Consider the following 20,034-nt stretch of genomic DNA (forward strand, 5'->3'; position numbering starts at 1 on the left):
ACGTCGGCGCTCAGCGCGGCAGGATGCCGTCGAGAACCACCGACAGGTACTGATCAGCGATCGAATCGACCGACATTGTGCCGCCGGGCCGGTACCACCGCACGGCGACCCACACGGTGTCACGCATGAAGCGGTAGACGAGTTCGACGTCGAGATCGGCCCGGAACTCCCCGTTTTCGACGCCGCGCTGCAGCACCGACTGCCACAACTGCCGGAACTCGACGTTCAGTTCGGAGATGTAGGCGAACCGTTCCTGGCCTGAGAGACGCTTCGCCTCGTCCTGGTAGATCGCGACCGCGTTGCGTTCGGCATCAATGGACTCGAACGACGCGATGACGAGCCCCCGCAGGGTCTCGGTCGCCGACTTGCTCGACGCCGCAATCTGCCGGTAGCGAGCGAACAGGTCGTCGAGGAAGCTCCGCAGGATCTCGTCGACCATCGACTCCTTCGAGTCGAAATGGTGATACAGACTCCCAGAGAGGATTCCGGCCGCATCGGCGATGTCCCGGACCGTCGTCGAGCGCAGCCCTTGCTCGGCGAACATGCGCCCGGCGGTCGCCAACAACTCGTCCCGGCGGGACGAACGAGCCGGCGCGTCGGCGGTACTCGCAGCGGTCCGTCCGTTCGCGTCGATCCTGGTCTGACCTCGTGGTGACAAGCGCATCCTCCTGGAAGAGTCTGCGCTCACCCTAGCAAGCGCTTGGCCGGGACCGTCGGACGACGATCCCGGCCAAGTGCACCGATGTTATGCGCCGAGACGCTTGCGCACCTTCTTCATGGCGCGGTTGTTGAAGAACTTCCACAGCTTGAGCTGGTTGTTGGTCAGTCTGGTGTCCTTGGGCAGGAACGGCGGCGACATCATCTCGGCCACGCTGACCGGCAGTGTCGAGAACGCGACGGCCCGAGCATGGCTGAAGGTCTCGAAGCCGGTGCGGCCGTGATACCCGCCCATCCCGCTGTTGCCGACGCCCGCGAACGGCAGTTCACCGCTGAACAGGTGGATGGCGAAGTCGTTGCCGTTGATCGAACCGCTGCGGGTGTTGTCGGCCAGCTTCTGGAACCGCTCGTTCTGATCGCCGCACCAGTACATCGTCAGCGGATGCGGGTGTGAGCCGATCTGGCTGATGACCTCGGACAGGTCACGGTAGGGGTACACGGTCAGCACCGGACCGAAGACCTCGTCCTCCTCGATCTTCATCCCCGCCTTGACACCGGTGAGCAGCGTCGGGGGGATCTTGCGGCGTTCGGCGTCCGGCAGCGGTTCGCCGCCGGGGATCACCTGACGCTTGGTGGCGCCGAGCTGTTCGGCGTCGTCGATGAGCCCGAGGATCCGCTCGTAGTTCTTCTGGTTGATCGTCGACGTGAACTGCTCGTTGTCGATGATCGTCGGGAAGTTCTCGGTCCACCGCGCGACGACCTTGTCGGTGAATTCACCGAGCTTGGCTTCAGGGACGAAGACGTAGTCCGGGCACAGGCACACCTGGCCGCCGTTGACCATGCGGGCGTCGGCGAGCATCGTCGCGGCTTTGTCGATGTCGGCGTCGACATCGACGACGGCCGGGTTCTTGCCACCGAGTTCGAGGGTCACCGGGATCAGGTTTTTCGCGGCTTCCTGGGCCACCGAGGCGCCCACGCCGGGCGAGCCGGTGAAGAACATGTGGTCGACCTTGAGCTTGGCGAAGTCCGATCCCGAGCCGTGCTTGGAGGTGGCGATCGCCAGCTCCTCGATCGAGAAGTAGTTCGGTGCGTGCTTGGCGATCACGTCCGTGGTCTTCGCGGTCACCGACGACGGTCGCATGATGACCCGGTTGCCGGCCGCGAACGCCGAACCCGCGGGCACGACTGTCAGCTGCAGCGGGAAGTTCCACGGCCCCATGATGCCGACGACGCCCAGCGGGTCGTGGCGGATGCTCTGCTTGTATCCGAGCAGGCCCTGCACCTTCGCGACCTTCGACTCGGCCATCCACTCCTTGACCCCGCGACGCTGGTGGGCGAGGTCGATCATGCAGCCGGCGACATCGGCGGCGAGTGAGAGCTCGCGCGGGCGGGCACCGAAGTCCTCGGCCAGCGCGGCGGCGATCTCGTCGGCGTTGTCGAGGAGCAGGGCCGCGAGCCGCGTGATGCGGTCGATGCGGGTGTCGGCGTCGGGGATCCCGTCGCGCAGGAACGCCGCGCGCTGGATCTCGACCAGTTCGGTCAAACTATGCGCTTCCGACGAGACGCCACGCGTCGCGCCGGTGGCGCCGGTGCTGGTGTGCTCAGCAGGCTTGGTCATCGAGATCCCCTCAGCTAGGTCGTGCTGCACCTGACGTGTGGCGGTTGGAACGAAATAGTCCGCCTGTGCCACAGAATAGTATGCACCAGATCACACCCGTATGTGGGCACGCCTGTTGTCAGAATGGTACGGCCTCGAGAGGGGAACGTCGAGGATCGCCCCCTGCTCCCTGAGGAGCGAGCTTGCGAGCCAACCCCCTGCTCCCTGAGGAGCAAGCTTGCGAGCCAACCCCCTGCTCCCTGAGGAGCGAGCTTGCGAGCCAACCCCCTGCTCCCTGAGGAGCGAGCTTGCGAGCGTCACGAAGGGTCTTCGCAGCCCAAGTCACCAGACCCTTCGTGACGCGCCCTCCGCAAGCTCCGGGCGCTCCTCAGGGAGCAGAGGGGTGGCCCTCAGGCAGCAGAGGTGGTGACTCTCAGCCGAGGCGCTCGATGATCGTGACGTTGGCGGTCCCGCCGCCCTCGCACCCGCGGCTGACCGCCGCAGCTCAGCCGAGGCGCTCGATGATCGTGACGTTGGCGGTCCCGCCGCCCTCGCACATCGTCTGGAGTCCGTAGCGGCCGCCGGTGCGCTCGAGTTCGTTGAGGAGGGTGGCGAACAGCTTGGCGCCGGTGGCGCCGAGGGGGTGACCGAGCGCGATGGCGCCACCGTTGGGGTTGACCTTCGCCGGGTCCGCGCCGGTCTCCTTGAGCCACGCGAGCACGACCGGCGCGAACGCCTCGTTGATCTCGACGACGTCGATGTCGTCGATGGACATGCCGGTCTTGTCGAGGGCGTACTTGGTGGCCGGGATGGGCGCGGAGAGCATCATCACGGGGTCGTCGCCGCGCACGGACAGGTGGTGGATGCGGGCCCGCGGTGTCAGGTTGTGTTCCTTCAGTGCGCGTTCGGAGACGACGAGGGTCGCCGACGACCCGTCGGCGATCTGCGAGGCGACGGCCGCGGTGAGCCGGGACCCGTCGGCGAGGACCTGCAGGCCGGCCATCTTCTCCATCGAGGTCTCGCGCGGGCATTCGTCGACGACGCAGTCACCGAGGGCGACGTTCTCGTTGTCGAACTTGCCGTCGGCTATCGCGGCCCGGGCCCGCTCGTGCGACTGCAGCGCCCAGCGCTCCATGTCCTCGCGACTGATGTCCCACTTCTTCGCCATCATGTCGGCGCCGAGGAACTGCGAGATCTGCGCGTCGCCGAAACGCTCTTGCCAGCCGACGGATTCGGCGGTGGGCGTGGTGAATCCGAACTCCTTGCCGGAGATCATCGCCTGCGAGATGGGGATGGCGCTCATGTTCTGCAGGCCGCCGGCGACGACGATGTCCTGGGTTCCGCTCATGATGCCCTGCGCCGCGAAGTGGATGGCCTGCTGGCTGGACCCGCACTGCCGGTCGACGGTGGTGCCGGGCACCTCGAGCGGGAGACCGGCTGCGAGCCAGGCGGTCCGGGCGACGTTGCCGGCCTGACCACCGATGGTGTCGAGGCAACCGAACACCACGTCGTCGACGGCTGCCGGGTCGATGCCGGTGCGCTCGACGAGGGCGGAGATGATGTGGGCGCCGAGGTCGGCGGGGTGGGTTTTGGCCAGTGAGCCGTTACGCTTGCCGACCGGGGTGCGGACGGCGTCGACGATGTAGGCCTGGGGTGTGGTCATGGTCGGTGCTCCTTGGTTCGGTGGAAGTCGTTGTCCGTCAGGCGCGTTGGCTGGAGATCGAGACGACCTCGCCGGTGAGGTAGGTGGTGTAGTCGCTGGCGAGCATGGCGACGGTCGCGGCGACCTCCCAGACCTCGGCGGCGCGCCCGTAGGCTTCTCGGGACGCGAGTTCGTCGAGGAGGTCGTCGCTGGTGACCTTCGCCAGGAACGGGTGTTTGGCGATCGACGGTGCGATCGCGTTGATGCGCACCCCGACGTCGGCGGCTTCGAGTGCGGAGCAGCGGGTCAGTGCCATGACGCCCGCCTTGGCCGCGGCGTAGTGCGCCTGTCCGCGTTGGGCACGCCAGCCGAGGACGGAGGCATTGTTCACGATCACCCCGTTGTGTTCGACCGAGCCGAAGTACCGCAGGGCGGCGCGGGTGGCGCGGAAGGTGCCGGTGAGGGTGATGTCGAGGACGCGGTCCCATTCCTCGTCGGTCATCTCGGCGACCGGGGTCTCGCCGCCGAGCCCGGCATTGTTCACCAGGACATCGATGCGTCCGAGCCGGGTTGCGGCGTCGGCGATCAGCGCATCCACCTCGGCGGTGACCTGGACATTGCAGGTGCGCTGGGTGATCGTACGGTCGGGGAATTCCGCCGCGAGCTTCTCGGCGGCCTCACCGAGACGCCGCTCGTGCCAGTCGCTGATGAGCACGTCCGCACCCTCGAGCAGTGCGCGACGTGCCGACGCGAAGCCGATGCCCGTTCCGGCGGCGGCGGTCACCACGACTTTCTTGCCCAGCAGCAGGCCGTGGCCGGCGATCTCGTCCGGCGGTGTGGCCAGCGGAGAGACCGCCCGGCCGCCGACATGCGCCCCGTTGACGTCGATTCCGGTCATCTCAGCGTGCCTCTCGGGGTAGGCCGAGCACCCGCTCGGCGATGATGTTGCGCTGCACCTCGTTCGAGCCGCCGTAGATCGTATCGGCGCGCGTGAAGAGGTACAGCCGTTGCCATTCGTCGAGTTCGACGTGCTCGGGGTCGGTGATGTCGTTGACCCGGCCCTCGGCCGTCGCGGCCGGGCCGATCAGCGCCGGTGCGCCGACGACGTCCATGGCGAGTTCGCCGAGATCGCGATGCCAGTTCGCCCACAACAGCTTCGAGACCGACGCCGCGCCCGCCGGATTGGGCCCGCTCGCTCCGCTCCCGGCGCCCGCTTGCGAGGTCACGTCGCCGTCGAGTGTCCGCTGGGCGTGGGCGCGCATGACCGTCAACCCGATGTCCGCCCGGGCCAGCCGCGACGCGATCTCCGGGTCGTCCAGCGCCCCGTTGGCTCGCGCGAGATCGGTGAGATTGCCCAGCTCGCGCGCGAATCCGACCTGCTGACCCAGCGTCGACACCCCGCGCTCGAACTGCAGCAGCCCCATCGCCACCTTCCAGCCGTCGCCCGGGTCACCGACGATGAGATCGGCATCGGTTTCCGCGTCGTCGAAGAACACCTCGTTGAATTCCGAAGTGCCGGTGAGCTGTTGGATCGGACGGACGGTGACGCCCGGTTGGTCGAGCGGCACCAGCAGGAAACTCAGTCCGGCATGGCGCGACGATCCCTTCTCGGTACGCGCGATCACGAACACCCATTGCGCCACGTGGGCGAGCGAGGTCCAGATCTTCTGGCCGTTGATGATCCACTTGCCGTCTTCGAGCCGCGCCGACGTGGACACGCCCGCGAGGTCCGATCCGGCGCCCGGCTCGGAATAACCCTGCGACCACAACTCGGTGACATCGACGATGCCGGGCAGGAAACGCCGCTTCTGCTCGTCGGTCCCGTAGGCGATGAGCGTGGGGCCCAACAGTTCCTCGCCCAGATGATTCACGCGCGCAGGTGCGTTTGCGCGTGCGTACTCGCGATGGAAGATGATGCGCTGTTCGAGCGTCGCACCACGACCGCCGTACTCGACCGGCCAGCCGATGCAGGTCCACCCGGCGCGCGCGAGGTGACGATCCCATTCGAGGCGCTCGGCGAAGAACTCGTGTTCGCTGCCCGGCCCCCCACGACCCTTCAGATCGGCGAAGTCGCCGGCGAGGTTCTCGTCGAGCCACGCACGCACCGCGGCCGCGAACTCGGTGGTGGCGTTCGGTGTCGATTTCGCCCATTCACCCAGGTCGACGGCACGATCGGCGAGATTCGTCGTGGTCATGGGCGCTAGCATAACGCACCAAGCAAGTGCTAGGTTGGGCGCATGGCGCAGACCCCACTGCACGAGGTCCTCCCCACGCCCACGACCCCGGCCGCACTGCGCCGGGCGGCGCAGACCTGGCCCGACCGTATCGCTCTCGTCGACGGTCAGTGGCAGTCTTCGACGCATCCGCGCATCGAGTCGACCTGGACCCGTCTCCACGAGTCCGTCCGGGATTTCGCGGCAGCGTTGGTGGCCTCGGGTATCGAGGCCGGCGACCGGGTCGCCATCTGGTCGCCGAACAGCTTCCACTGGCCGATTGCGGCGCTCGGGGTCCACTACGCCGGTGCGACGCTCGTCCCCTTGAACACGCGCTACACCGCGGGCGAGGCGATCGAGATCATCGAACGGTCCGGGGCCCGGGCCGTCGTCGTGTCCGGCGAGTTCCTCGGTGCCGATCATGCGGCCGAGTTGTTGCGCGATCACCGCGCCACGATGCCCGACGTCGTGATCCGGGTGTCGCTCACGGACGACGCCGCCCCGCTCGACGGTGCCGTCGACTGGGATGAGTTCCTCAGTCGGGCGGCAACCCCCGACGCACTCGCCGAAGCCGACCGACGCGCCGATGCCGTCTCCCCCGACGATCTCTCCGACATCCTCTTCACCTCCGGCACGACCGGAAAGTCGAAGGGTGTGCTGGCGACCCACCGGCAGACCCTGACCGGCTCGTACGGCTGGGGCGCGAATGCCGGCCTGGGCCCGGACGACCGCTACCTGATGGTCAACCCGTACTTCCACACCTTCGGGTACAAGGCGGGCATCCTGCCGAGCGTGCTGTTCGGCGTGACCATGTTGCCACTTGCCGTCTATTCACCGGACCAGGCGATGAAGCTCGTGTCCGACGAGCGCGCGACGGTCTTCCCGGGCGCGCCCACCATCTTCCAGACCATCCTCGACGACCCAAAGCGCGCCGACCACGACCTCTCCAGCCTGCGCATCGTCATCACCGGCGCGGCGATCGTGCCCGTCGTCCTCGTCGAACGCCTCCAGCACGACCTGGGCGTCGACACCGTCATCACCGCCTACGGCCTGACCGAGGCGAGCGGCTTCGTCTCCACCTGCACCCCCGACGACGACGATGCGACGGTCGCCAACACCTGCGGACGTGCGTTCCCGGGCATGGAGATCACGCTCTCCGACGACGGTGAGGTGCTGGCGCGCGGAGACATGGTGATGGTCGGCTACCTCGACGACCCGGAGGCCACCGCCGCGACGATCGACGCCGACGGGTGGCTGCACACCGGCGACATCGGGACCCTCGACGAGCGCGGCAACCTCAAGATCACCGACCGGCTCAAGGACATGTACATATGCGGCGGGTTCAACGTCTACCCCGCGGAGATCGAGCAGACCCTCGCGCGGCTCGACGGTGTCACCGAGTCCGCGGTCGTCGGCGTGCCCGACGACCGGCTCGGCGAGGTCGGCCGCGCCTACCTGACGGTCCGGGCGGACGCCGACCTCGACGAGGCGCAGGTCATCGCGTTCGCCAAGGAACACCTCGCCAACTTCAAGATCCCCCGGTCGGTGGTCTTCGTCGACGAGTTCCCCCGCAACGCGTCGGGCAAGATCCTCAAGCGCAACCTCACCTGACCCCGGGATTTCGTAGCGCCAATGCGCGCTATTCACCTACTGACGCTACGAAATTCGGGGCTGGGAACCGGCCGGACGTGCGGTGCGTCGAAGTGTGTATGACCGACGACCTGCGCGCCATGATCGCTTCCCACGACGGCGTCTTCACCACGCATCAGGCACACTCGCACGGCGTATCGGCCGACGGCATCCGGCATCGGGTTCGGACCGGACAGTGGGTCCGGGTCACGCGAGGTGTCTTCCGGGTGGCCGACCGAACGGTCGACGATCGGATGCGGATGCGGCTCGCCGTACTCCAGACCGGACCGGGCGCAGCCCTGGCCGGCGCCGCAGCCGCGTGGTGGCACGGCCTCGTCAGCCGGGTTCCGGATGTCCCGGTCGTGGTGGCACCGCACGGCCGGCACGGGACCCGCGTCGAGGATGTGACCGTGTGGCACCGTACCGTCGCGCCTCGCGATCTGACCGAGGTCGACGGGCTGACGGTGACCGGCCTCGAGTTGACGGTGCTCGACGCCTCGGTGGAGCTCGGGGTGAAGGTGATGGACTCCGCGCTCTGAACAAGAAGGTGACCGTCGCGGCCCTCGACACGGTCCAGTGCCGCAACGCGGGTCGTCGGGGTTCGCCACGCGCGCGGGCGATGCTGGAGGCGATGTCGTCGGGCGCGAGGTCGGAGGCCCGAGACCGCACCCGACAGAACGACCTCGTCGCCAACGGCTGGACTGTCCTCCGGTTCACCTGGACGACGGAAATCCGTAGCGTAGATGCGGATATAGCGCGTATCCGCGCTACGAAATACCGGTCAGGAGCGGGGCTTCACCAGCGGGAACAGGATGGTGTCGCGGATACCGAGACCGGTGAGGGCCATCAGCAGGCGGTCGATGCCCATGCCGGTGCCGGTGGTCGGGGGCATGCCGTACTCCATCGCGGCGAGGAACTCCTCGTCGAGGACCATCGCCTCGTCGTCGCCGGCGGCGGCCAGGCGGGCCTGATCGGCGAAGCGCTCGCGCTGGATGACGGGGTCGACGAGTTCGGAATATCCGGTCGCCAGCTCGAAGCCGCGAACATAGAGGTCCCACTTCTCCACGACGCCGATCTGCGACCGATGTGCGCGGACGAGCGGCGAGGTCTCGACCGGGAAGTCGCGGACGAAGACCGGGCGGTCCAGCTTCGCGCCGACCATGTGCTCCCAGAGTTCCTCGACGAGCTTGCCGTGCCCGTATCCCTTGTCTTTCGGCGTCTCGAGGCCGACGCGCGCCGCGATGGCCAGCAGCTGCTCGACGGTGGTCTCGCCGTCGGCGCCGGCCGGGACGATCTGCTCGCCCAGCGCCTCCGACAGCGACGGGTACATCTCGAGTGCGGTCCACTCACCCGAGAGGTCGTAGGTGGAACCGTCCGGCATGGTCGGGGTCTGGGTGCCGAGCGCCGCCTGCGAAACCTCTTGCACCAGTTCGCGGATCATGACGGCGGAGTCGTCGTAGGTGCCGTAGGCCTGATAGGTCTCGAGCATCGCGAACTCCGGCGAGTGCGTGGAGTCGGCACCCTCGTTGCGGAAGTTGCGGTTGATCTCGAAGACGCGCTCGATGCCGCCGACCACACAGCGCTTGAGGAACAGCTCCGGTGCGATGCGCAGGAACAGGTCGATGTCGAAGGCATTGGAGTGCGTGACGAACGGTCGCGCGGCCGCCCCACCGTGCAGGGTCTGCAGCATCGGGGTCTCGACCTCGAGGAAACCCCGACGGCCCAGCGCCGCACGGAGTTCGGCGATCACCGAGATCCGGGTGCGAGCGATGCTGCGGGCCTCCGGACGCATGATGAGGTCGACGTAGCGCTGCCGGACGCGAGTCTCCTCGTTCATGTCCTTGTGCGCGACGGGCAACGGCCGCAACGACTTCGACGCCATCTGCCAGCCGTCGGCCATCACCGAGAGTTCGCCGGTGCGCGAGCTGATGACCTCGCCCGAGACGAACACGATGTCCCCCAGGTCCACCTCGGACTTCCACCGCGCCAGCGCTTCCTCGCCGACGCCGTTGAAGCTGACCATCGCCTGCAGCTGCGTGCCGTCGCCCTCCTGCAGCGTGGCGAAGCAGAGCTTGCCCTTGTTGCGCAAGAAGATCACGCGTCCGCTCACGCCGACGTGCTGCCCGGTCTCGGTACCGGCCTCGAGGTCGGTGTAGGCGGCGCGGATCTCACCGAGGCTGTGGGTGCGCGGGATCGCGACCGGGTAGGCCTCACGACCCTCGGCCAGGATCCGCTCACGCTTCTCGCGGCGGATGCGCAACTGCTCAGGAGTCTGCTCGTCGGTCGCTTCGGGGGTGGCGGTACTGGTCGGGCTGTCACTCACCCCACGCACCCTATCGGGGCCGGTCATCGACTCCAACTCACCGCCTCGCGGTGACCGCGGCCACAACCGGGTCGGCCTGGGCGGGTTCAGCTCTCGTGAGCGGAGATGACGGCGAGGTCGTCGGGCCGAATCCGACCGTTGACCCGTGCCGACCGCATCCGACGGTGCCCGCCGACGACGAACACCGCACCGTGCACCCCGCGCGCCTGCAGGTGCCAGGCGAGCCATTCGGCCTCGTGCCCGTCCTCGCTGACGAGGATCCATCGTGATTCCGGCCGGGCGACGCGCAGTGAGTCCGGGGTGTCCGGCGTGAGCCGGTCGAGAACCTCGACGGCGTCGATGGCCAGGGCCCCGAAAAGTGCGCCGTCGAGCTGACGGCGCCGGTGGGAGCGGACGTCGACGGGGGTGGCACCGGCGGCGACGGCGGACGCGTAGTCCTCGACCCGCAACGACAGCGGCGCAGACGGGGCCGGGGCGACGGTCGGCGGTACAGCGGCAAACACCGAAGCAGGGGCAAACACCGAACCGGCGGAAGAAGGACGAACAGAAGAAACAACCGAAGCGGTCATGAGAGGGAGTCCTCAGGTGATCGAGATCGAGCGGGGAGCGCGAAGGAGGGCAGCCGCAGACGCGGTATCAGCCCTGACAACACTCCCGACAGCTCGTGATCACGGCGACGAGTATGCCACAGCACACCCCAACCGGCCAGACCCCGACCCGACCGAGGTCGTCACACCGACGTCGTCACACTTCCGGCGGCTGCCACCGCTGCACGCGTCGCATCTGCGCGTTCAGGACGGCGTCGGGCGCCATGCGCAGAGCGAGATCGCGCGCCCAGACAGCGGGGCCGGCACGCAGTTGCCCGACCCGGCCGATCGTCGACGCCTGCCGCGCGATCCGCTGGGTCCGCGGGCGTCGGAGCCGGTCGTAGGTGCGCAGCGCCTCGTCGAGGTCACCGCGGCCGTGCCGGCGTAGCAGCGCCGTCAGGGTGGCCGCGTCCTCCATCGCCTGATTCGCGCCTTGCCCCAGGTTCGGGGTCATCGCGTGCGCGGCGTCGCCGACGAGAACACTCGCGCACCCCCGGCCCGCTCTGACGAACGTGGGCAGCGGCTTGGCGAGCTCCTCGATCGGCAGGTATCCGACGGTCGCCGGATCGGTGGCGTCGAGCAGCTCCCCGATCGGTCGATGCCACCCCGAAAACCGTTGCCGCACTGCATCGAGACCGCCCGCCGTGTCGCCCCCGTCGTCCGACACCGAGGCGAACCAGTAGACATGCCCGTCAGGGAGCGGCGCGATCCCGAAACGCGCCCCACGTCCGGTCGTCTCGCCGGCCGCGTCGACCGACACCGGGGTCGTCGTGATGGCCCGCCACGCGGAGTAGCCACATCGCCGGACGCCCGGGTCCTCGACGACCGCGGCACGCACCCGGCTGCGCAGCCCGTCGGCGCCGACGATCAGGTCGCAGTCGCCGATCTCGGAACCGTCGACCAGCCGCACGAGACCGCGGTCGGGCGCGATGTCGTCGACCCCGGAACCGGTCCTGATGTCCACGACGTCGGCCGCGGCCGCAAGGAGGGCCGCGTGGAGATCGGTGCGGCGGACGACGCGCATGTCGGTCAGCGACGCCGGATCGAACCGACTGAGCCATCGCCCGCCCGGTGTCCGGGTTCCGCTCGTCGGCGGGGTCGCCGCTGCGGCGTCGCCGAGGACCGACCGCATACCCAATGCGTCGAGTGCGCGGACCCCGTTGGCGAAGATGCTCAGGCCGGCACCCCCGCCGCGCACCTCGGGCGCGCGCTCGACGACCGTCACCCGGGCACCCGTCGACGCCAGTCCGACCGCGCTACACAGGCCGGCGATCCCGGCTCCCACCACGACGACCTTCATCAGCTTCTTCTCCACATGGAGAAGACGCTAGCAGATAAACTTCTCCGCGTGGAGAAATCAGCCAAAGGGTCGACGCGTGATCTGCTGCTCGACACCGGCATCACCCTCATCGGCACCGTCGGGAGCCGGCAGGCGTCGGCACGCGCGGTCGAAGACGCGTCCGGGGTGCCACACGGGAGCGTTCGGCATCATTTCGGCGGTCAGAGCGGTTTTCTCGCGGCTCTCGTCGAGCATGTGTTCAGCGCCGACCGCGCTGCGGAGGGCGAGTCGACCCAGGAGGTGATCGCCCGCTGGCTGGGCAGTGACCGCGTCCGTACCAGGGCGAGGTATGAGCTCATGCTCCTGGCGACACGCGACGAGGACCTGCGACGGGCGATGGTCGGGCATCGGGAGCGCTACGTCGACGGACTCGTCGACGGCGGGTTGACCCGTACCGAGGCCCGGCAACTGGTCGCCGCGCTCGACGGCCTCGTCCTCGACGCCCTCCTGCGGAACTCCGACGGCACCGACTCCGACCACGATCCCACTCCCCTGCTGCGTGCGTTCCGCTGACGATCCCGGATGTCACTGCGTCCCGATGAGATCGGCGGCCAGCGCACGAAGGTGTGCCGCGAGTTCGTCGACGCCGGGCTGTTCGACCGGGAAGTGCCCGCACCCGGTCAGCAGATGGATGTCGGCGCGCGCCGCGATCCGCCGCGCGAAGCGCACGCTGACCTCCGGCGGCGTCCACGAGTCGGCCGCCGGGTGGACCAGCAGCACACGCGGTCCGCGGTACGTCTCCGGGGCAGGCACCTCGTGCGTCATCAGGTCCGCCAGGAACCCCAGCGACACCGACGATCCGGCACCGAGACGGTCGTCGACACAGGCCCGGGACAGGTCCGGATCGCGACTCATCGCCGACATCGGCGCCACCCAGCGGATCGGAAACCGCATCCGGGCGAGCACCCCGACGCGGGCGAGCACCGGCATCAGCGGGGTGAGGCGACCGAGCGCCGGCGTACGCGCGACGGCTCGACGCGCGTCGGGTTCCCCGGCCAGATCGAGCAGGCAGGTCGCGACGACCGCGGCCACCCGTCCGGTCCGGCTCGCGACCTCGTAGGCGAGCATCCCACCGAGACTCGCCCCCAGCACGATGAGCGGACGCGGATCGTCCTCGGTCTCGGCCGCCACGAGATCGCAGATCAGATCGACCCAGTCCTGGTAGCGGACCCTCCCCGGATCGGCCACCCGCGTGCGTCCGTACTGCGGCAGATCGGGGGCGAGGACCTCGAACCCCTCGTCCGCGAGGATCGCGCCCAGCGGCCAGACCAGGGCACTGTGTCCGCCACCGCCGTGCAGCAGCAACACGCGCAGCGGTGCCGCGCTCCGGCGCGCCCGCAGGATGTGGACGTCGACCTCCCCGCACGGCCGGCCGGAGCTCGACGGCCAGGTCCACCAGGTGGATTCGGCCGCGACCCCGGCGGCGACGGACCGCCACGGCTCGGGCAGGAACCGAAGGTAGGATTCGGGGGTTCCGGATCGGCGAATCATGTATCCATCGTCGAACCGGCGGCGGGACTCCACAACTCGCATTCCCCGAGGATCGATCAGATGCGCAAAAGGCCACGGCAGCAACGCTCTTCGTTCACCGTCGACACGATTCTCGAGGCGGCCACTCAGCTTCTCGACACCGAGGGCGCGGAGATGACGACCAACCGCATCGCCGAGAAGGCCGGGGTGTCGGTGGGGTCGATCTACCAGTACTTCGGCGACAAGCAGGCGATCTTCGACGAACTGGCGCTCCGCCATCTCGACGCCGCCGCCGGGGCGATGACGGCCGTCCTCGACGACCACCCGCCCGGTTCGTGCCCGTGGCCGGAGGTGCTGCATGCGGTGATCGAGGTCGCGGTCCGCGAGAACTCGACGCACGGCCGCGCCCATGGGCGGCTGCGCGAACTGGCCGACCCGACACGCCTGGCCACGGAGTACACCACCCTGATCGATTCGCTGATCGACCAATTGAGCGCTCATCTCGTCGCCGACGGCTGGACGGCGCAGTCCGCGGCAGCTGACCTCCGGCTCGCCTTCGCCGCGGTCGACGCACAGATCCACCAGCTGGCCGGCACCGACCTGACCGCCCGCGAACTGACCGACCGCATCACGGCCTACACCGAGGCAGCACTCCGCGCGCACCGTTGAAACAGCGAATCCCCGTGCCGCTGTTCGGTTCGCCGAGATCTACTTCCCGCGACGCGGATTCGCCTTAGCCCGTTCGTGGACCAGACGTAGACCATCCAGGGTCAGGTGCGGGTGATGATCGGTGAGGGAACGACATTCGTCGAACATCAGCGGGGCGAGAAATCCGGTGGCGACCACTGTCACGTCGTCGCCGTCGAATCCCGGGACGGTGTCGCAGACGCGGTCGACCAACCCGTCCACCTGACCGGCGAAGCCGTACAGGATGCCGGACTGCAACGCTTCGACGGTGTTCTTGCCGAGCACGCTGCGGGGCGGCATCAACTCGACCTTGCGCATGGTCACGGTGTGCTCCGACAGCGCCTCGACCGCGAGGTTGACGCCCGGTGCGATGGCCCCGCCGAGGAACTCGCCCGTCGCCGAGACCGCGTCGACGACCGTTGCGGTACCGAACGCGACCACGATGCAGGGCCCGCCGAATTCCGTGTGCGCGGCAAGGCAATTGGCGACCCGGTCGGTGCCGACCTCTTTCGGGTTGTCGACCAGGAGGGGAACCCCGGTCCGCACACCCGGTTCGAGCAGCACGTGTGGCCCGTTGCCGAAGTAGCGCGGCACCATCACGCGCAGTTCGCGCAGGAGCGACGGAACCGTCGACAGCGCACTCACCCCGGTCACCTGCTCGATGTCGTCGCCGAGCATGCCGCGGAACGCCCACGCCAGTTCGTCGGCGGTGTAATGCGGGTCGGTGTGGATTCGCCAATCACGCACCAGGCGCGCGTGATCCCCGACCCCGGCGTACACGCCGAGATGGATGTTGGTGTTGCCGACGTCGACGGTGAGCAGCATCGAAGGTCGTCGCCGCGTCAGAGCGAGGCGTCGGCGAAGACCGGACCGTCGAGGTGACGCGGGTCGAGTAGGCCCGACCCCGCGGGTACGTCGGCCGGATCGTCGCCCGTGGTCACGATGCGGTTCTGCGCGTCGACGAACACCACGTTCGGCGAGTACTCACGCAGCTCGGCCGCATCGAGCATGCTGTAGGCGATGATGATGACCAGGTCGCCGGGGTGAACGAGATGCGCTGCCGCACCGTTGATCCCGATGACACCACTGCCGCGCTCGCCGGCGATCGCGTAGGTCACCAGCCGGGCGCCGTTGTCGATGTCGACGATCGTGACCTGCTCACCCTCGAGCAGACCCGCGGCGTCGAGCAGATCGGAGTCGATGGTCACCGAGCCGACGTAGTGCAGGTCGGCCTGGGTCACGGTGGCGCGGTGGATCTTCGAGGTCATCATGGTGCGCAACATGGTCATCGTCCCTCTGTCGTGGTTGTGGTGGCATTGGTCCAGGCGATTTCTTCTTCGAGCGCGGCGACGCCGCCGACCGTCACGCCGACGTTGTCGATCAGGCGTGCGCCGCCGAGCCGGGCGGCGACGAGCAGCCGTCCCGCGCCCTTCTCCGGTGGTTCCTCGAGCTGGCGCCCGCGCAGGTCCAGGTAGTCGACCTCGATCTCCGGGACCGTGGCGAGCACCGACCGTGCGGCGGCGAGGATGGCTTCGCGTCCGCCTTCGGCCGCGTGGGCCCCCGCGACGAGCGACGCCGAGAGCGTCGTCGCCAGCTCCCGCTGCTCCGGGGTGAGGTAGCGGTTGCGTGACGACATCGCCAGCCCGTCGGACTCGCGGACGGTCGGGACGCCGACGATGTCGACGTCGAGGTTCAGGTCGGTCACCATCTGCTTGATGAGCACCAGCTGCTGATAGTCCTTCTCACCGAAGAACGCCGCATTGGGTCCGACGATGTTGAGCAGCTTGAGGACCACCGTCAGCATCCCGGCGAAGTGTGTCGGCCGCGAGATCCCGTCGAGGATTCGGCCCACCTCGCCCGGGTGCACCGTCGTCCGCGGACCGTTCGGGTACATCGACGACGCGGACGGCGCGAACACCAGCTCGACGCCCAGCGGCTCGAGGAGCGCGAGGTCGGCGTCGAGGGTGCGCGGATAGGCGTCGAGGTCCTCGCCGGCGCCGAACTGCAACGGGTTGACGAAGATGGACACCACCACCACGGTGTTGCCCTTCGCCTTGGCGGCCCGGACGAGCTGCAGATGGCCGGCGTGCAGGGCACCCATGGTCGGGACGAGCACCACACGTTTGCCCGCGGCCCGCAGCGCGCGGGTGACGCGGCTCAGGGACGCCGGCTCTCGATGCACGGTCATCGTGCCGGCCGAGTAGGTGGGCTGTGCGTCGGACGGGCCGCTCACGCCGTCTCCTCCGCTTGATGTCATCGGTCCTCCAATGCGTCGATCAACGCCTGCGGTGCGTGGCTGTGGTCCGCGGCGCGCCGGGCGAGTGTGCGATATGCCTCGGCGATGCCGTGCGGTCCCGGGCCGGCGGGGACGGTGCGCAACGCCGCCAGGTGTCGGGCGACCGCGGGCGCGTCACCGCGGGCGACGGGCCCGGTCAGCGCCGACGGGCCGAGTTCCAGCACGTTCCGCAGCGACGCCGCGGCCAACGGCCCGAGGATGCGTTCGGCGAGGCGGTTACCGTGTCCGTCGACGGTCGCGGTGTCGCGGCCGGAGTGGTCGATGGCGGCGTTGAGTGCGAGGACCGCGTCGGAGATCAGGGCGATCAGGTGGTTGGCGCCGTGGGCCAGTGCGGCGTGGTAGAGCGTGCGATCGGCTTCGGCGATCCGGACCGGGTCACCGCCCATCTCCAGCACCAGCGACGACGCGATGGCCTCGCCGACCGCATCGGCGGCGGTGATGGCGAAACAGGCGTTGGTGAGGCGCGCGGTGTCGTCCTCCGAACCCACGAACGTCATCGCCGGATGCAGTGCGATCCCGAGTGCACCGCGGTCGGTCAGCGGTTGCAGCACGGCCACCCCGTGCGCGCCCGCGGTGTGCGCGACGATCGTCCCCGGACGGAGCGAGTCGGACGCCGCGATCTCGTCGACCACGGCGGCGAGCTCGGAGTCGGGCACGCTGACCAGCAGCAACTCGGATCGCGCGACGACCGCGTCGAGGTCGAGGACCTCGGAATCGGGGAGTCGACTCACCGCGCGGGCCCGGGACTCGGGCGACCGCGCCACCACGGCTCCGACCACATGCCCGGCCTTCTCGAGCGCCTCACCCAGAGCGGTCCCGACGCGGCCGGCGGACACGAGGCCAACGGTGAGGCGAGCGGGTGTCGGCAGATTCGTCATGCCGGGAAACGGGTCGGTGAGACCGGAACGGAGGTGCGAGCCATCGCCGAAGGCGTCATCGCCACCGGTTCGCCGTGCAGACGGCATACCGGCATCACCGCTCGGTGAGGTCACCGCTGTCCTCCAGAGTGTCGTTCCAGTCCCGCCTCTGCCGAGACGTCCGTCGGATGAGCGGACTCATCGCGGCGGCGTCGGCACGGGTACCAGACGTTGCAGAGCAAGAGTAGGTCCGACACCGCGGCCGGTGCCAACGTCTGTGACAGGTGTCACCTCGAGGGCGTCCGGTCGTGCCGACCGATCCACCGAACCACCGGTGACCTGGGCCGACGCGGCGTAGTCTGAGACAGCCGCAATCCGCCCAGGACTGCCGGCCCGGACGACATCGACACACCCGCGCACACGAAGGTCCCGCCCATGAGCTTGGAACCGGGCACAGAGTTCGCCGGTTACCGGGTCGTGCGCAGGATCGGTGCGGGCGGGATGGGTGAGGTGTACCTCGTCCGCCATCCGCGACTCCCGCGCCACGACGTGATCAAGGTGCTCGCCGAGCAGGTGTCGAACGATCCGATCTTCCGAGCCCGGTTCACCCGCGAGGCCGACCTCGCCGCCCAGCTGGACCACCCGTGCATCGTCAGTGTCTACGACCGGGGCGAAGTGGACGGACGACTCTGGATCTCGATGCAGTACGTGCCCGGCACGGACGCCGCGGCACTGCTCGCCACCAGCCCCGGCGGGCTCCCGCTCGCCGACGTCGCGGCCGTGGGCGATGCGATCGGCGCGGCGCTCGATCATGCGCACCGCTCCGGACTGCTCCACCGCGACGTCAAACCGGCGAACATCCTGATCAGCCCCGGGGAGTCCGATCCGCGTCTCCCCCAGCACGTCACGCGCCGGCGTATCCGGCTGGCGGACTTCGGGATAGCGCGCCCGACCGACGGTGGTGCCACCTCGCTCACCTCGACAGATCTCGTCATCGGCTCGTTCCCCTATTCGTCACCCGAACAGCTCTCGGCCGAGACCCTCGATGCCCGCAGCGACGTCTACTCGCTGTCCTGCACCGTCTTCGAATTGATCACGGGCGCAGTGCCGTTCACCGCACGGACCCCCGCCATGATGATCCACCACCACCTCAGCACCCCGCCCCCGGAGCTGTCCGACCTCCGTCCAGACGTGCCGAGGGCGGTGTCCGACGTGGTGCGCTCCGGTCTCGCGAAGAGCCGGACCGACCGTCCGTCGTCGGCGGGCGCCTTTGCCGCCGAGCTCCGTTCGGCGATCGACTCGACGGTGTTCGCCCCGGCGCCACCGCGGCCGGAGCGCACCGTGCGCGGCCACGCCGCGGCGGCACCGATGTCCGGTCCATCGATGTCCCGACCCGCACCGCGGGCGCTGCCCCCGACCGCCTTCGCACCCACTGCTGCGATCCCGGTCACCGGTGCCACCCGGCCGGGGGACGACGGGTCTCGGCCCACCATCGCACGGGGCGCGACGGCGTACTCCGGACTCCCCGGACACGCTGTCCCCCAGCATGATCCCGGGTCGTCGACGGTCCGCGCCTCGCGCGATCTACCGGTGCTGGACCCACCTCGGCCCGGCCCGGGTGCGACCCGGCGGACCACCGCGTCGCTCGCATGCGGTGTGGCGGCGATCCCGTTGAGCGTCGTCGGTGGACTGGGCCTGCCGGTAGGCGTGGCCGGCTGGTATCTCGCCGGCCGTGGTCAGCCGGGTTCGGCCGGGCGGTTCGCCCGTGTGCTGTGCGTCCTGGGCGTCGTGCTGAGCCTGGGGTTCATCGCGTTCACCGTCGGACGCGCCGTGGCGATGCAGTTCTGACTTCGACGTCGTGGCAACGGATTTCGTCAGCGCCAGCTCCCCGGCCGGGACTGCTGCGGCTCACGCGCCTGCCTGGACAACGCGCCGAACACGGCGTCGACCACCCACAGGGTCAGGATGCCCGCCACGATGTCGACCACGTCGTCGAACGGTGAACGGAATCTCGGCGAGAACGGGTCCAGTACCTGCGAGGCCGGGACGTCGAGGAGTCTCCCGGTGCCGTCGACGATCGCGTCGACCGGGTTCGACGCCCAGCCCTCGTACGCGTTGATCGCCAGCAGCATGATGACCGGAATGGCCAGCACCCACCAGAATCCACGTCGACGCGCGACCGACCACGCCACGATCAGCATCACGACGAAGGCGGGCATGTGCTCCGAACAGAACGTGAGCACGGGGTAGTCTCCCGATCGCACCAGGACCGGGACCTGACCACCCCAGAATCCGAGTGCTCCGACCGCGCCGATCACCACCGCGATCCCCGACCGCATCGGATTACGAGCCCAGATCCCCAGCACGAGAACCATGTACAGCGGCATCAGAGCCGTCAGCGACCAGATGAGCAACAGGCTCGCCTCGGGACCGTTGGCCTGGAGGTTCGCGTGGTACTCGGGGAACGGGGTGCCGTCGAGCGGGTCGAAGGTGAAGAGCCACAACACCGTCGGCCACCACGCGATGACCGGCAAGAACACCGCGGTGCTCACCAGCGACTGCTTGACCGCGTTCCCGCGCTCGGTATGGCGGATCGCGGCCATCGACGGATCGGACCCCGGCCCGAGACCGAACTCCCCACCCGCGAGCGTCTCGCTCATACGGGAATACTAGGGCGATCGTCCAACTCGTATCGGCGAATCCGCGGCAACGCCGCAGATGCACCCGGACGGATGAC

At 68.9% G+C, this 20,034-nt stretch carries 19 protein-coding genes; 5 read left to right on the forward strand and 14 right to left on the reverse strand.

Going from position 1 to position 20,034, the window contains the following annotated elements; all coding sequences use genetic code 11:
* Window positions 1-10: 10 nt before the first annotated feature.
* The 5 genes from ACFVHY_RS19265 to ACFVHY_RS19285 all read right to left on the reverse strand — a co-directional run bounded on the left by ACFVHY_RS19265 (window position 11) and on the right by ACFVHY_RS19285 (window position 6,091).
* Window positions 11-658 (reverse strand): TetR/AcrR family transcriptional regulator, encoded by a 648-nt coding sequence (locus ACFVHY_RS19265; protein ID WP_390274727.1) that lies wholly within the window; start codon window positions 656-658, stop codon window positions 11-13.
* Window positions 659-745: 87 nt separating this feature from the next.
* A complete protein-coding gene (locus tag ACFVHY_RS19270; protein ID WP_068971976.1) occupies window positions 746-2,275 on the reverse strand; it encodes an aldehyde dehydrogenase family protein in 1,530 nt (509 codons plus the stop codon).
* 484 nt (window positions 2,276-2,759) lie between these two features.
* Entirely contained in the window at window positions 2,760-3,917 is a 1,158-nt protein-coding gene (locus ACFVHY_RS19275) for an acetyl-CoA C-acetyltransferase (protein ID WP_390274730.1), read from the reverse strand.
* Between the two features lie 37 nt (window positions 3,918-3,954).
* On the reverse strand, window positions 3,955-4,794 hold the full coding sequence (locus tag ACFVHY_RS19280; RefSeq protein WP_390274732.1) for an SDR family oxidoreductase: 840 nt from the start codon (window positions 4,792-4,794) through the stop codon (window positions 3,955-3,957).
* Between the two features lies 1 nt (window position 4,795).
* Window positions 4,796-6,091, reverse strand: coding sequence for an acyl-CoA dehydrogenase family protein (locus tag ACFVHY_RS19285; RefSeq protein WP_390274734.1), 1,296 nt, complete (start codon window positions 6,089-6,091; stop codon window positions 4,796-4,798).
* Between the two features lie 42 nt (window positions 6,092-6,133).
* On the opposite strand from ACFVHY_RS19285, the gene ACFVHY_RS19290 reads away from it, so the two are divergent.
* Both ACFVHY_RS19290 and ACFVHY_RS19295 read left to right on the forward strand, forming a co-directional pair.
* A complete protein-coding gene (locus ACFVHY_RS19290; protein ID WP_390274736.1) occupies window positions 6,134-7,720 on the forward strand; it encodes a FadD3 family acyl-CoA ligase in 1,587 nt (528 codons plus the stop codon).
* Window positions 7,721-7,818: 98 nt separating this feature from the next.
* On the forward strand, window positions 7,819-8,277 hold the full coding sequence (locus ACFVHY_RS19295) for a type IV toxin-antitoxin system AbiEi family antitoxin domain-containing protein (RefSeq protein WP_390274738.1): 459 nt from the start codon (window positions 7,819-7,821) through the stop codon (window positions 8,275-8,277).
* 242 nt (window positions 8,278-8,519) lie between these two features.
* Here ACFVHY_RS19295 and lysS read toward each other — a convergent pair whose 3' ends face one another.
* From lysS to ACFVHY_RS19310, 3 genes are all read right to left on the reverse strand, one after another.
* On the reverse strand, window positions 8,520-10,088 hold the full coding sequence (gene lysS, locus ACFVHY_RS19300) for a lysine--tRNA ligase (protein ID WP_390274741.1): 1,569 nt from the start codon (window positions 10,086-10,088) through the stop codon (window positions 8,520-8,522).
* Window positions 10,089-10,147: 59 nt separating this feature from the next.
* Window positions 10,148-10,630, reverse strand: a complete 483-nt coding sequence (locus tag ACFVHY_RS19305) for a hypothetical protein (RefSeq protein WP_068971970.1) — start codon at window positions 10,628-10,630, stop codon at window positions 10,148-10,150.
* A 175-nt stretch (window positions 10,631-10,805) separates the two neighbouring features.
* On the reverse strand, window positions 10,806-11,948 hold the full coding sequence (locus ACFVHY_RS19310) for an FAD-dependent monooxygenase (RefSeq protein WP_390274804.1): 1,143 nt from the start codon (window positions 11,946-11,948) through the stop codon (window positions 10,806-10,808).
* Between the two features lie 81 nt (window positions 11,949-12,029).
* Here ACFVHY_RS19310 and ACFVHY_RS19315 point away from each other — a divergent pair, with 81 nt between their 5' ends.
* Complete coding sequence (locus ACFVHY_RS19315; RefSeq protein WP_390274806.1) at window positions 12,030-12,500, forward strand: TetR/AcrR family transcriptional regulator; 471 nt, start codon at window positions 12,030-12,032, stop codon at window positions 12,498-12,500.
* Window positions 12,501-12,512: 12 nt separating this feature from the next.
* On the opposite strand, the gene ACFVHY_RS19320 is transcribed toward ACFVHY_RS19315, so the two are convergent.
* Complete coding sequence (locus ACFVHY_RS19320; protein ID WP_390274744.1) at window positions 12,513-13,478, reverse strand: alpha/beta hydrolase; 966 nt, start codon at window positions 13,476-13,478, stop codon at window positions 12,513-12,515.
* A 60-nt stretch (window positions 13,479-13,538) separates the two neighbouring features.
* On the opposite strand from ACFVHY_RS19320, the gene ACFVHY_RS19325 reads away from it, so the two are divergent.
* The gene (locus ACFVHY_RS19325; RefSeq protein ID WP_390274747.1) at window positions 13,539-14,126 is read left to right on the forward strand and encodes a TetR/AcrR family transcriptional regulator; all 588 of its coding nucleotides are present in this window, start codon (window positions 13,539-13,541) and stop codon (window positions 14,124-14,126) included.
* Between the two features lie 39 nt (window positions 14,127-14,165).
* Here the strand turns inward: ACFVHY_RS19325 and ACFVHY_RS19330 are convergent, their stop codons facing one another.
* The 4 genes from ACFVHY_RS19330 to ACFVHY_RS19345 are packed head-to-tail and all read right to left on the reverse strand — an operon-like array spanning window position 14,166 to window position 17,432.
* Window positions 14,166-14,969 carry a type III pantothenate kinase gene (locus tag ACFVHY_RS19330; protein ID WP_058249901.1) on the reverse strand — a complete coding sequence of 268 codons (804 nt, stop codon included), beginning with the start codon at window positions 14,967-14,969 and terminating at the stop codon, window positions 14,166-14,168.
* A 17-nt stretch (window positions 14,970-14,986) separates the two neighbouring features.
* Window positions 14,987-15,427, reverse strand: coding sequence for an aspartate 1-decarboxylase (panD, locus tag ACFVHY_RS19335; RefSeq protein ID WP_058249900.1), 441 nt, complete (start codon window positions 15,425-15,427; stop codon window positions 14,987-14,989).
* Window positions 15,428-15,429: 2 nt separating this feature from the next.
* Window positions 15,430-16,377, reverse strand: a complete 948-nt coding sequence (panC, locus tag ACFVHY_RS19340; protein ID WP_265967053.1) for a pantoate--beta-alanine ligase — start codon at window positions 16,375-16,377, stop codon at window positions 15,430-15,432.
* 20 nt (window positions 16,378-16,397) lie between these two features.
* On the reverse strand, window positions 16,398-17,432 hold the full coding sequence (locus tag ACFVHY_RS19345) for a Rossmann-like and DUF2520 domain-containing protein (protein WP_390274749.1): 1,035 nt from the start codon (window positions 17,430-17,432) through the stop codon (window positions 16,398-16,400).
* A 300-nt stretch (window positions 17,433-17,732) separates the two neighbouring features.
* On the opposite strand from ACFVHY_RS19345, the gene ACFVHY_RS19350 reads away from it, so the two are divergent.
* Window positions 17,733-19,145, forward strand: coding sequence for a protein kinase (locus tag ACFVHY_RS19350; protein WP_390274751.1), 1,413 nt, complete (start codon window positions 17,733-17,735; stop codon window positions 19,143-19,145).
* 26 nt (window positions 19,146-19,171) lie between these two features.
* Here the strand turns inward: ACFVHY_RS19350 and ACFVHY_RS19355 are convergent, their stop codons facing one another.
* A complete protein-coding gene (locus ACFVHY_RS19355; protein WP_390274753.1) occupies window positions 19,172-19,957 on the reverse strand; it encodes a hypothetical protein in 786 nt (261 codons plus the stop codon).
* Window positions 19,958-20,034 lie beyond the last annotated feature (77 nt).

It is taken from the genome of Gordonia sp. NPDC127522 (assembly GCF_042672305.1).
Lineage (GTDB): Bacteria > Actinomycetota > Actinomycetes > Mycobacteriales > Mycobacteriaceae > Gordonia > Gordonia hongkongensis.